A 12878-nucleotide genomic window follows, 5' to 3' on the forward strand; every position below is an offset into this window, starting at 1 on the left:
GATATTCCCCAATACTAATTCCCAAGCCCTGCCTACTGAAGGGTCAGAACGAAATGGGGATGAACCTGTGGATAACCCATAGGTGTGGAGGAACGGTCGTCGGGAAAGATGTCGTGGCACAGTGACGACCCAGGTCAGATCCATGACCGTCGCCCGCCGTGAGGACCGATGAGCTGACCAGCACAGATACGACACTGCGGACCACGCGAATATTTAATGACGCAGCGGAAGGCGCATTTTAGAATGGATGCCGATTTGTCAAGAAGCGCCAACGAAATGTGGATAACTCGCTCTGGGGAGGGCCCGTGCGTTGCCGCCAGGCCCATCGGCACTGCGAGATATGTCCGGCACCTGAACATTTCAGGCATCTGGACATTCCAGGTCTCTCGACATACCAAGCGTCGGGATGTGCCAAACATCGGGATTAGTCAGGCATACGACCAGTTGTCCGGGCAGATTGGCGGCGGGATGGCAGGGCGTCGAGCCCCAGACGTGGCAAGAGACGTCCGCCGCAGCCCGACAGGGCCCGGCGAGACATGCCGGACCCCCGTCCCGCCAGCTCAGCAGGCGCCCCACCAACTCGGCAGGCAGCCCCGGCCCAGCAGGCACTCCCGGCCCAGCGGGCGCCCCGCCGTCTCGGCAGGCACACCTTCCGTTCCTCCCGCGTACGCACGCACGCCTGCCACTCCAGCTGACCGATCCCGGTCAGCGGCAGCGGCAGCTCACGTCGCCTGCGCGACGCTCCCCACCCGCGCCCTTGCGAGGATCTGCCTGGCCGCGACGTCCGCGCCGGCCAGCAGCGGTGACGCCACGCCAGGGGTCGCGCCGATCGCGGATCCCGGCTGGGTGGACGCAGCGGGGATCCCGAGCACCACCACGGACTCATCCACCGTGCCGTCGGCCGCGACGAGGTTGTGGCCGCCGTGCGCGTCCTCGCAGATCTCGGCGCGGGTGGCCTCCATGCTGTGGGTCTGCACCCCGTCCACCGCATGGACGCGGGCACGGCCCGAATCGAGCAGGGCGCGCAGCAGCGGATCGCTGGTCTGCGGGATCCTCCCCTTGGACATCCTGGTCTCCAGCAGCACCGAAGAGGTGACCACGCGGCCGGTGATCGGTGAGGCGGCGCGGAAGAGCCCGGCGGTCTCGTCGGCCTCGATCACCAGCTCGGGACCGATCAGCTCCACCACCCCGGCTTCGATCAGCGCGAGCACGAGGCGAACCCGCTCGGCGGGCGGTCCGGAGGCCAGGGCGAGGGAGTCCCCGTCGAACCAGCCCAGCACATCACGGGCGAGAGATTCGCCGGTGAAGACGCCGTGCCTGGTGAGGCGGCCGATGCTGCGACGCAGCGACCCCATGGCGCCGTTGACCGCGGCACGCGGGTGCCGCCAGGGATCGGACATCGAGCCCAGCTCGTCGGCGATCAGCCGACGCACCAGCTGCGACCAGCCCTTCTCCCCGACCGGTTCACCGTGGGTGGGGCGGTGCAGCTCGTCGAGGGTCCAGGCCCACCGCGGATCTGGGACCGCCCCCGAGAGCACGGCATCGACCTCGTCCTGGGTGTCGGCGACGTCCAGGCCCGGGAGCCACTCCCCGGCCACTGCGTCGGGAGCGACCTCGGTGAGGGCGTCGAGGTAGACACGGGCGAACTCCCGGGCGAGCACCGGCCAGACCTCGCTGCGGAAGTCCACGTCGGATCGCGTCGTCAGTGCATCGAACCACTCCGCGCTCGCCCATCGCGGCACGAAGGGACGCACCGAGCGGCCGCCGTCGGGCTTGGATCGGTAGGGGACGCCGCGCCGCGACCCGACCACCAGCTGCGGTTCGAGCCCGCTGGGATGGTAGCGAAGGCGTCCGCGGGCATCGCCGTCCACCAGGGTGAACTCGCCGCCCCATTCGGCGGCGAGCTGCCCGATCACGTCGAAGAAGTTCGCTCCCAGGCCCCGCACCAGCACGGGCTCGCCCGCCGGCAGACCGGTGTACGTGCGTTCGGCGGGCATGCCGGGCTCGACGTAGCGCAGCGCGAAGCGATCGGCGAAGTCGACCAGAGCGGTGACATCGTGGCTGCGCTGCGACTGGACCATGCCCTGGGCGAGCACCACGGTGGGCGCGGCCAGTCGGCGTCCGTCACGGAGGACCACGACGGTCTCCTCCCCCAGCTGCTCGAGGTCGACCGCGAGGCCCACCACCTCGGTCACCTCGACCGCGCCGGTGGCGATCGCGGCGTCGAGCTGGTCGCGGAAGTACACGCCCTGCAGGCGCCGGGTCGGGAAGGTCGCCCCGGTGAGCTCTGAGGCCTCGGTGAGAACCCACTCCCCCGCCGGATGGCCGCCTTCGGCGCGGACGCGGCGGGCCCAGTCCACCAGGTCAGGCCCGGGTGCGGCGGGCCCGCTCATCCGGGTGGAGTCGTCGGGATGGACCGTCGTGGCGTCGGCCTGGGTGTTGTTCAGGTACTGGGCGGGCTGGTCGATCAGCCAGGTCGCTCCGGGGCCGACGGCCATCGCGTCGACGACTGCGAGGCGCGCGGGCCCGGCGCCGGAGGTGGCGACGCGGGCTGCCGTGCGCAGCACGGTGGCCACTCCGCGTGGCCCGCCGCCGACGATCACCGCATCGAAGCGGTCCGGCAGGGCGGTGCTCATCGGAGGGCGGCGGGGACCAGGTCCGGGCGCACCGCGTCCTCAGGGTCCTCGGCGTTCTCGACGTCCGGTTCGTCGAGTCGGCTGCCGGTGCGGGTGAATCCGGCCGCGTCGACCCGGGGGCGCACCTCGACGGCGTCATCCCGCTCGGACACCTCGACGTCGACCTCGTAGACGGAACGCAGGATCGGGCCCTGCAGTGCCTGCGCCGGTGCACCGTCGGCGACCAGATGGCCGCCGTGCAGAACGATCACCTGATCGCAGTAGCGCGCGGCGTGGTTGAGGTCGTGGATCGCGATCAGGGCGCTGATGCCCTCCTCGCGGGTGATCCGACGCACCAGCTGCAGAGTCTCGATCTGATAGCGCAGGTCCAGGGCAGAGGTCGGCTCATCGAGCAGCAGCACGCGGGGATCCTGGGCAAGGGCACGAGCGATCATCGCGCGCTGAGCCTGCCCGCCGGAGAGCTCGGACATCGACTGCTCGGCGATGTCGCTCAGGCCCATCCGCACGATCGCGTCCTCGACCTTCGCCCGGTCCGCGACGCCGGGGGCGATCCCGAAGTGCGGGGTGCGGCCCAGCATCACAGCCTCGCGCACGGTGAGATCGAAGGGGGCATCGCCCGCCTGCGGCACATAGGCCACGAGCCGGGCGAGCTCGCGGCGACCGAGGCTCGCGATGTCGCAACCTTCCACGGCGATGCGGCCGGTCTTCGCGCGGTGCACCCCGGCGAGAGCCTTGACCATCGTGGACTTGCCGGAGCCGTTGGGGCCCAGCAGGGCGCAGAACGTCCCGGCGGAGACGTCGAAGGAGATGTCCTCGAGGATCCTGCGGGTGCCGTAGGAGAAGGACAGGTCGGTGACGGAGAGACTCACTTCAGGGTGTTCCTTCGCGTGAGGATGAGATAGATGAACACGGGGCCGCCGATGAAGGCCACCACGATACCGACGGGCACGACCGCCGGCGCGATGACGGTGCGGCCCACCGCGTCGGCGACCAGCAGCAGCAGCCCGCCGGAGAGAGCGGCGAAGGGCAGCAGGTGGCGGTGGTCGGCACCGATCGCGAGACGCGCGATATGCGGGCCGACGAGGCCCACGAAGCCGATGATCCCGCAGAAGGAGACCACCACCGCAGCGAGCACGACCGACAGCGCGATCAGTCCGATCCGCACCGGGCCGACGTTGACGCCGAAGCTGCGAGCGGCATCGTCCCCCGCGAAGGCGATCGCGTTGAGATCCCGGGAGAAGAACAGCGTCACCGGAATCGCGATCACGGTGAACGTGCCGACGATCAGCACGTCGTTCCAGGTGGCGTCGTTCACCGAGCCGAAGGTCCAGCGGATGATGGCCTGCAGGGTGTTCTCGTTCGCGGTGAACTGCAGGGCCGAGGTGAGCGCTTCGAAGATCTGGGTCATCGCGATGCCGAGCAGCAGCAGGGTGGCCACGGCCATCCGGCGGGCGGTGGCGATGCCGAGCACGACGGCGGAGACCGTCAGCGCCATGATCATCGCACCGGCGATCGTCGCCCACACCGGCAACTGGTTGGTGCCGGCCAGGGTGATGACCAGCGCCGCGCCGAAGGCCGCGGCCGGGGAGACGCCGAGGGTGAACGGGCTGACCAGCGGGTTCCGCAGCAGTCTCTGCATGAGCACGCCGGAGACCGACAGCGCGGCCCCCGCGGCGAAGGCGAGCAGCACCCGCGGCAGCCGCAGCTGGGTGATGACGGCATAGGTGGAGGCGAAGTCGGCGCTGATGGTGCCGCCGACGATGCTCACCTGGAGCGAGCGGAGCACATCGCCGAAGCCCACCCCGGCGGTGCCGATGGTGACCGCGGCGATCAGGGCGAGAACGGAGACCACCACGCCGACGGCGAGGACGAGCGACTTGCGCAGCTCCCTGCCTCGCGCGGGATCCGTCGGCGCCGGGGCGGGTGCGGGCACCTGCGGGGGCTGCTTCTGCAGCGTCGCGGTCATGCCTGCGGTCCCTGCACATAGGCGGCCGGGTCGGTCAGTTCGGTGTCCTGGAACTCGGTCACCCAGCGGGTGAGGTAGTCATCGGGCACGACGCCGTCCATCTCCTCGGGATGCAGCCAGGCGCCGAGGTAGAGCGCGCCGATCGACTTCCCCAGCGCGCTGGTCGCCCAGCCGTTGGCGATCGCGACGCGTCCCTCGGCGATCGCGCTCAGTCCCGCCCAGCCGGGACGGCCGGCGAGGTCCTCGCGCAGCGCGTCGAAGCGGTCGACGGGTTCGGCAGAGGGCTCGAACTCGTGCATCACGAACTGCGGGTCCCGCAGCACAACCTCGGTGGGATCGACCGTCAGCTCCTCCTGGGCGTCGCCCCCGGAGGCGTCATCGAAGATGTTGGAGCCGCCGGCCGCTTCGATCATGGCGTGGAAGCCGGAGCCGGGCAGGGTGGTCAGGTACGGCTCGACCGTCTCGAAGTACACCGGGACCGGCTCCACGTCCGTCAGACGCTCCTCCAGGATGCCCGCGATCTCGGCACGGAAGTCGAGGACCGCCTGGGCGCCCTCCTCGAGCCCGAAGACCTGACCGAGCAGGGCGAGGGTCTCGTCGACCACCTCGGTGTCCCAGGCGGTGGCGATGAGGACGGGGATGTCGAAGGCGGAGAGCTGCTCGAGCGCCTCCTGCCAGACGGCGTTGCGCGGGAGGATCACGACGTCGGGCCGGAGCTCGGCGATGGCCTCGTAGTTGAGCTGGTCCAGCCCCTCGGCGATCACCTGGTCCTCGGCGAGCTCGAGATAGGGCAGGCGGTCCAGGGAGGCGCGGTCCACGCCGACGACGCGATCGCCGGCACCGATGGCCCGGACGAACTCGTTGGAATAGCTGTTGACGACGACGGCGGTCTGCGCGGGGCCGGGCAGGACCACCTCGCGGTCCTGGTCGTCGACGACGGTGAGCTGCTCGGAGGCGTCGGACTGTCCCTCGACGGTGACCTCGCCGCAGGCGGCGAGGCCGAGGACGGGCAGGGAGACGAGAGCGGTGCCGAGGAGGGTGCGGCGACGGAGGGAGGCGGTGGTCATGGGTCCTTCTTCAGTGTGTCAGGCGGAGACGGGGAGTGCGGAGTCGACCAGCGAGGGATCGCCGAGGCTGAGCATGAGGCGGTTCGCCCAGGCGAAGAAGCCGGCGGCGGTGACCAGGTCGGTGATCTCCGCATCGCTCAGGCCCAGCTCGCGCAGATCGCTGATCCGCGGGGCGCCCAGGGTGGGGCGGGGGCGGGACAGCTCGGCGGCCGCGTCGATGATCGCGCTCCAGCGGTCGTCCTGGCCGTCGGCCAGCGGGGAGAGCTGCGCAGCGATCCAGTCGCCGTCGCGCTCGAGGGCGACAGCGAGCAGGGCGTCGACATCCTCCTCGCGCTTGGAGAAGCCGGCGGCCTTCCGCGCATGCACGGAGGCGCAGTAGATGCAGTCGTTGACCTTGCTGGTCACGGCGGCGGCGAGTTCGCGCTCGGCCTTGGGCAGTCCGTCGCGGGGAAGGAAGATCGCGTTGTCGAGCTCGCTGCGAGCTCGCGTGATGCCGGGGGTCAGGGAGAGCATCCGGAAGTAGACGCTGTTCACGCTCGCCTTGGAGGCGAAGGAGTCGCGCTGCTCGTCCGTCAGCTCGTCCTCGGCGGGCACCTCGATCCACGGCTCCCACTGGAGCTGGTCGCGGGTGAACGCCGCGGGGCGGGTGCGTCCGGTGGGGGTGGTGCCGCCATGCTGCGCGGCGCGGCCGCGGGAGCGCGGGGTGCGCGTCGGGGCGTCGGCGGTCGGCAGGTCGAGTCCGTGCAGCGCGGCGAGGCCGGCGACCAATCGCTGGAGGTAGCTCTCGAAGGCGACCAGCTGGCTGATCAGCACCACGGTGCGGGAATCGTGGCCGACGGCCGTGAGCTGCTGCTGGTCGGCGAGGGTGGCGAGCGCCGGGGAGATCGAGAGCAGATCCACCTGGTCGCGCAGCGCGGCGAGCGCAGGATCGCTGGAGAGCGGGTCGGCGGCGGTCAGCTCCGGGGAGGCGCCCTGGGTCCGGTGCCAGTCCGCGAGCACGCCGCTGCCCTGCCAGTCCGCGGTGACTGCGGCCAGCGCGTGCAGCACGGAAGCGGGGAGCGCCTGCGGTGCGCGGTAGAGCGCGTCATACGCGCTGCGGGTCTGGGCGAGGACCTCCGGGCGCACGGTCACGAGCGCCCCGCTCGCCTCGGGGGCTCCGGTGAGGACCGCGTCGAGGATCTGGTGGGCGTCGAAGGACTGCTGCGCATCGGACATGCGCTCATCTTATGCGCTACCCAAGCACCCCTAAGGATTGGAGTCGTGTGGAAGCAGTCACGCCTCCTCGAATGCTGAGGACACCCGACCCTCGCACCTCACCCGTGCCGCCCGTCCCGTCCGAGGTCGCGCGGTATCCTCGCCGTGAGCTCGTGCGCCATGTGCACGGCGATCAAGGAGGACCATGGCGCCCACGATGAAGGAGGTCGCGGCTCGAGCAGGCGTGTCGACGAAGACCGTCTCCCGCGTCGTGAATCACCATCCGAGCATCAGCGATGCGGTCCGCGAACGGGTCCGTCGGGCGATCGAGGAGCTCGACTGGACGCCCAATGCGCATGCGCGCTCCCTGCGCACCGGTCGTACGGGGCTGATCGGCCTGTCCCTGGTGGATCTCAAGGCACCGATCACGGCGCGTCTGGCCCAGGCATTGGTCATCGAGGCCGAGCGGCAGGGGCTGCGCGTCTCCATCGAGCCCTCCCGCGGGCGGAGCGAACGCATCGCGCAGACGTTCGCCTCCCGGGGCGCCCTCTTCGACGCGGTGGTCCATATCGGTCCGCTCCCCCGGGGCTGCGAGCCCCCAGCATTCACCCCGGAGCGTCCGGTCGTCGGCCTGTGCACGGCGTCGGATCCTGAGGATCCCGCCGTGCTGGACTCGATCGACAGCGATGATGCGGGCGCAGCATCAGCCCTCACCCGGCACCTGCAGCGGATCCATCATCATGACGTGGTGCTGCTGGGCCGCGAGGCGGAGCTGCCCGACGCCTTCCTCGACGAGCTCGCCCGTTCCTTTCCCGACGCGCCCGTGCTCCGCCCCGAGGCCCGTCCCGGATCTCGCTCCACCCACGTCGCCGATCGCGCGGCCGGTCGGGCGCTGGCAGCACTCGCCCTGGAGCGGCATCCCTGGGCCCGGGCACTGGTCTGCGCCGATGACGAGCTCGCGATCGGCGCTCTGTCGCTGCTGCATGACAGGGCGCTCGAGGTCCCAGCCCAGGTCGCTCTGACCGGTTACGGCAACATCGACGACGGACGGTTCTCCACCCCCTCCCTGACCACTGTCGACCTCGACCTGCCCGAGATCGCCCGACGCGCCATCGAGCTGATCTCCCGGCGCACCGCCGGGGATCGCAGCGCGCCGCAGCGTGCCGTGGTGCCGACCACCCTGCTCCGTGCGGAGTCGACCCTCGGGGCCAGCCATGTCGAGCACTGGGGGTCGAGATGACGCAGGTGACCCTCGCCGATGTCGCCGCGGCCGCGGGGGTCTCCACGGCGACCGTCTCCCATGTGCTGCGTGCACCGGAGCGCACCGACGGGACGATCCGGGTCTCCGCGAGGACTCGGGAGACGGTGCATCGCGTTGCGCGCGAGCTGGGTTATGTGCCCTCGGCCGCAGGGCGCGGACTGGCACTGGGCACGGCCGAGCGCATCGCGATCATGGTGCCCAATCTGGTCCAGCCGTACTTCGCGAGGATGGCCGAGGCGCTGATCCTCGCACTCGAGGAACGCGGCCTGAGCACCACCCTGCGGCTCGCCCTCGATGCCGCGGCGGAACGGGATGCAGTGCTGGGCCGCACCACCCAGGATGTCGCCGGCGTGATCATCTGCCCGCATTTCCTCTCCGGGGAGCTTCTCGCCGGCGCAGCCCCCGCGCTGCCGACGGTCCAGGTGGGAGGCGCGCCCACCCCGGGGATCGATGCCGTGGTGATGGCAGAGCAGGAAGGGTTCCTCACGGCGACCAGGCATCTGATCGATCGCGGCCGGCGACGGATCGCCTATGTGGCCGACCCCTGGCTGCCCTCCCACGAAGGGCTCCGCTATCTCGGATATCTCGAGGCCCACACGGAGCGTTCCCTCGAGGTCGACGATGCCCTGGCCATCCAGGGCACGGACTGGGACCGCCGCGAGACCGGGCTGGAGGCGATGGTCGGCCTGCTGCGCTCCGGCGCCCCGTTCGATGCGGTCATGTGCATCAATGACGCGGCCGCCGTCGGCGCGATGCGCGCCGCCTCGCTCGCCGGCCTCCGGATCCCGCAGGACGTCGCCTTCACCGGCTTCGACAACACGGAGGAAGCCGCCTTCACCACCCCTCCTCTGACCTCGGTGGACCCGGGGGTGCCGGAGATGGCGCAGCGGGCGGTCGCGATGCTGCTCGCACGGTTGGAGGGCGAGAGCGGTCCGGCCCGGCGCGAAAGCGCACCGCTCGAGCTGATCGTCCGCGCATCCACCGGCGACTGACCCCGCCCTCCGGGGCCCGCGACCCCGAGGAGCGGATACCGACCGGACAGGATCTCTTTTCAACGTTGTGTCTCCTATTGACATCGCTTAATCTCGCGTTCAGGATGGCCTGCATCACATCTCGATGAGGAGTCCTCCGTTGCCTGTCCTTCCCCCGCGCTCCACCCGTCGTCCGGCGCCCGCCCTCCCTCGTGCCGAACGCCATGAGGGGCTCCGCCCGCTGGATCTCTCCGAGGTGGTGCTGCACCCGCGAGGCAGCCTCGGCGCCTGGCAGGAGCTGAACGCCTCCGCCACCATCCCCCACTGCATCGATCAGCTCGAGAGCTCCGGGGTGATCGACAACTTCCGGCGGCTGGTCGGGGAATCCGGCGCGAAGCATCGCGGCTTCGTCTTCGCCGACTCGGACCTCTACAAGGTCATCGAAGCCGTCGCCTGGGAGATCGGCCGCTCCGGCACCACCGCGCACAACGCCTGGCTCGACGAGATGATCGCGCTGATCGCCCGGACCCAGGAGCCCAGCGGCTACCTGCACACCTGGATCCAGGGCGTGCAGCCGGAGAAGAAGTTCTCGGAGCTGCACTGGACGCACGAGCTGTATGTGCTCGGCCATTGGCTGCAGGCGGGGATCGCGCTGGCCCGCACCACCGAGCGCACCGAGCTGCTCGACCTCGCGGTGCGCTTCGTGGACCTGGTGGACCGTCGCTTCGGGCCCGGCCGCGAGGACGGCATCCCGGGTCACCCCGAGATCGAGACCGCCCTGGTGGAGCTGTACCGCCACACCGGTGAGCAGCGCCATCTGGAACTCGCCCAGCACCTGGTGGATCAGCGCGGACGCGACATCCTCCCCGGCGGGGGCTTCGGCTCCCACTACTTCCAGGACCATCTGCCGGTACGGGAGGCCGTGGATCCCACCGGTCACGCAGTGCGTCAGCTGTACCTGAACGCGGGCGTGAGCGACCTCTTCCTCGAGACCGGCGAAGCCGCACTGGGTGAGGTCATGGACGAGCAGTGGGATCGGGTCCACACCCGCAAGATGTACCTCTCGGGGGCCTTCGGGTCGCGTCACCGCGATGAGTCCTTCGGCAACGACCACGAGCTGCCCTCGGACCGTGCCTACGCGGAGACCTGCGCGACCATCGCGGATCTCCACTGGACCTGGCGCATGATGCTCTCCGGCGACGATCCCCGCCACGGAGACGTCATCGAGCGGGAGATCCACAACGCGCTGGCCGCCTCCCTGGACGCGACCGGCACCCGCTTCTTCTACTCGAATCCGCTGCAGCGCAGGCCGGACCGGTTCGACGAGGAGAACGCACCGGCCGAACGACGCCCGTGGTACTCCTGCGCCTGCTGCCCGCCGAACATCGCCCGCACCATCGCCCAGCTCGGAGCCTATGTCGCCGCCTGGCGCTCAGGGGACGCGGGGCCGAGCCTCGAGTTGCTCCAGCTCACTGACATGTCCATCACCCTCCCTGCCGAGCTGGGCACCGGCACCCTCCACGTGGAGACCGACTATCCCGCCTCCGGCGTCCTCGGCCTGCGCCTGTCGCCGCTGACCGCCGCCGCTGGCGCGCGCCTCGGGGTGCGGATCCCGGGCTGGGTGCGCAGCGGCTCGGTCTCCTCGGCCGACGGGGTTCAGCGCCCTCTGCGCGACGAGGAGCTCTCGGCCCAGCGACTCGAGCTCGCCCTCGAGGACGTCGACGGCATGACGCTCACCCTGGATATGCCCCCGCGCTGGACGACCTCGCACCCCCGCGTGGATGCCACCCGTGGCTGCGTGGCTCTCGAGCGAGGACCGATCGTCCACTGCCTCGAGCAGGTCGATCTGCCGAACGGGATCGAGGTCGATGACCTCGTCGTCCCCGCCGAGGCGACGGCGAGCGCGAGGGATGACGGGAGCCTCGAGATCTCGCTGCTGCACCGGCCCGACGGCGGGGAGCTCTACCGCTCCGCCGACGGCGCGCACCTGCCCCGCCCCGGCGAGAAGCAGATCACCGTCGCCACGACGCCCTTCTCCCGCTGGGGCAATCGCGGGTCCGGCGCCATGCGCATCTGGCTCCCGCGCGAGCACTGAACCCCTCCGTCCCATCCATCCCACCCCACCCCACCCCTTCAGGAGACAAAGATGTCGATCCACCGCCCCACCCCTGCCCGTCGCGGCCCCCGTCGGCGCACCGTCCTCGGCGGGCTCGCCGCCACCGCTGCCGTCGGCAGCACGCTCGGTCTGAGCGCCTGCGGCGGGAATGCCAGCAGCAAGGAGGGTGAGCTGCGGATCCTCGTCGTCAAGCACGCCCTGACCAAGCCCATGGCCGAGATGGGCTGGACCGCCGCCCTCGAGGAAGCCGCCGGGATGCCGATCGTGTGGGAGGAGGTCTCCGCGGACTGGGACCAGAAGAAGTCCACGATGCTCGCCGCCGGCGACATCCCGGATCTGGTCGTCGGCACCCAGGCCATCAACGACACAGATCTCGCCACCTACGGCTCACTCTTCGCGAATCTCGCCGAGTCTCTCGACGCCCTCCCCAATGTGACCGCCATGCTGGAGGAGAAGCCGGAGCTGAAGGCACTGGCCACCCAGCCCACCGGCGAGATCTGGTCGGTACCGGGATACAAGCGGTTCTAGCCGCCCACCGTGCAGCACCAGTACATCAACGCGCAGTGGTTGGACACGCTCGGCCTCGAGATGCCCACCACCTGGGATGAGCTGTTCGACGTGCTCGTCGCCTTCAAGGAGGGCGATCCGACCGGCACCGGCGCCGAGGTGCTGCCGATGGACTGGAGCCCGGTGGGCACCGGCGGCTTCGGCTACTTCCAGTCGATCCTGCTGCTGGGCAGCATGGGCCTTCCCCTCGCCGGCGGCGGTGGCCAGGGCTACTACCTGCAGGACGGTGTGGTCGGCAACTTCCTCACGGATGATCGCTACCGCGAGGTGGTCACCTTCCTCGCCCGCTGCCAGGAAGCCGGACTGCTCTCCAGCGAGGTGATGACCCAGGACTACTCCGCGTATCAGTCGGTGGCCCGTGGCCCCGGTGATGGCGTGGCGAGCGTCGGCTTCACCTGGGGCTGGACCCGCTCGGACAGGTTCGGACCCGAGATCTACGAGCAGTACGAGGCGATCGGGGTGCTCGAGCACGCGGCAGGCCAGTCCGAACCGGTCACCTGGAGCTTCGACCAGTACGGCGAGAATTTCCCGGGCAACCAGGTGGCGCTCTCCGCGAACTCCAAGAACAAGGATGCCGCGCTCAAGGTCATCGACACCTTCTACGACCAGGAGATCTCGATCCAGGTCCTGTTCGGGGACATCGGCCCGAACATCGAGAAGACCGGTGAGAACTCCTACAAGGTGCTGCCTGCGGCTGATGGCACGGACCCGTCGACCTGGAAGTGGACCTCGACCCTCGCCGACAACGGGCCCCTGTGGATCCGGGACACGATCGAGGTCGAGCTGCCCACCGACCTCCAGGAAGCGGTGGACGAGTCCGTGCCGCTGCAGCCTGCGATCGACAACATGGATCTCGAGGCCGACGTCTACCCGGGCCTGTTCATCAAGATGAGCAAGGAGGACCTCAATGCCATGAGCTTGGTGGACACCACGCTGATGAACACCGCGATGACCCGATTCGCCGAGTGGGTCACCTCAGGCGGCATCGACGAGGGCTGGGACGAGTACGTGGCCACGATCGAGGAGACCGGCGTGGCCGAGAACATCGCGACGCGGCAGAAGTACTACGACGACTACATGAAGTCCACGTCGTGAGCGCC

At 70.0% G+C, this 12878-nt stretch carries 10 protein-coding genes; 5 read left to right on the forward strand and 5 right to left on the reverse strand.

Going from position 1 to position 12878, the window contains the following annotated elements; translation table 11 throughout:
* Window positions 1-722 precede the first annotated feature (722 nt).
* Genes ACT3T9_RS14895 through ACT3T9_RS14915 form a run of 5 tightly spaced genes read right to left on the reverse strand, consistent with a single transcriptional unit; the run spans window position 723 to window position 6884 of the window.
* On the reverse strand, window positions 723-2636 hold the full coding sequence (locus tag ACT3T9_RS14895) for an FAD/NAD(P)-binding protein (protein ID WP_444606916.1): 1914 nt from the start codon (window positions 2634-2636) through the stop codon (window positions 723-725).
* Window positions 2633-3505 (reverse strand): ABC transporter ATP-binding protein, encoded by an 873-nt coding sequence (locus tag ACT3T9_RS14900; protein WP_441444559.1) that lies wholly within the window; start codon window positions 3503-3505, stop codon window positions 2633-2635. The genes ACT3T9_RS14895 and ACT3T9_RS14900 overlap by 4 nt, the downstream gene beginning before the upstream one ends.
* Window positions 3502-4602, reverse strand: coding sequence for a FecCD family ABC transporter permease (locus tag ACT3T9_RS14905; RefSeq protein WP_444592348.1), 1101 nt, complete (start codon window positions 4600-4602; stop codon window positions 3502-3504). Before ACT3T9_RS14905 ends, ACT3T9_RS14900 begins: the two co-directional genes overlap by 4 nt.
* Window positions 4599-5669, reverse strand: coding sequence for an ABC transporter substrate-binding protein (locus tag ACT3T9_RS14910; RefSeq protein WP_441444561.1), 1071 nt, complete (start codon window positions 5667-5669; stop codon window positions 4599-4601). Before ACT3T9_RS14910 ends, ACT3T9_RS14905 begins: the two co-directional genes overlap by 4 nt.
* Before the next feature lie 18 nt (window positions 5670-5687).
* On the reverse strand, window positions 5688-6884 hold the full coding sequence (locus tag ACT3T9_RS14915) for a peroxidase-related enzyme (protein WP_444601084.1): 1197 nt from the start codon (window positions 6882-6884) through the stop codon (window positions 5688-5690).
* A 184-nt stretch (window positions 6885-7068) separates the two neighbouring features.
* Here ACT3T9_RS14915 and ACT3T9_RS14920 point away from each other — a divergent pair, with 184 nt between their 5' ends.
* The 5 genes from ACT3T9_RS14920 (at window position 7069) to ACT3T9_RS14940 (ending at window position 12873) form a co-directional block, all read left to right on the forward strand.
* The gene (locus tag ACT3T9_RS14920) at window positions 7069-8103 is read left to right on the forward strand and encodes a LacI family DNA-binding transcriptional regulator (RefSeq protein WP_442332341.1); all 1035 of its coding nucleotides are present in this window, start codon (window positions 7069-7071) and stop codon (window positions 8101-8103) included.
* Window positions 8100-9116, forward strand: coding sequence for a LacI family DNA-binding transcriptional regulator (locus tag ACT3T9_RS14925; RefSeq protein ID WP_444606917.1), 1017 nt, complete (start codon window positions 8100-8102; stop codon window positions 9114-9116). The genes ACT3T9_RS14920 and ACT3T9_RS14925 overlap by 4 nt, the downstream gene beginning before the upstream one ends.
* A 139-nt stretch (window positions 9117-9255) precedes the next feature.
* Complete coding sequence (locus ACT3T9_RS14930; protein WP_444606918.1) at window positions 9256-11190, forward strand: glycoside hydrolase family 127 protein; 1935 nt, start codon at window positions 9256-9258, stop codon at window positions 11188-11190.
* A gap of 51 nt (window positions 11191-11241) precedes the next feature.
* On the forward strand, window positions 11242-11739 hold the full coding sequence (locus ACT3T9_RS14935; protein ID WP_444606919.1) for a hypothetical protein: 498 nt from the start codon (window positions 11242-11244) through the stop codon (window positions 11737-11739).
* A 9-nt stretch (window positions 11740-11748) separates the two neighbouring features.
* A complete protein-coding gene (locus ACT3T9_RS14940) occupies window positions 11749-12873 on the forward strand; it encodes a hypothetical protein (RefSeq protein WP_444606920.1) in 1125 nt (374 codons plus the stop codon).
* Window positions 12874-12878: the final 5 nt, after the last annotated feature.

Source organism: Brachybacterium sp. AOP29-B2-41, assembly GCF_052378395.1.
Classification (GTDB): domain Bacteria; phylum Actinomycetota; class Actinomycetes; order Actinomycetales; family Dermabacteraceae; genus Brachybacterium.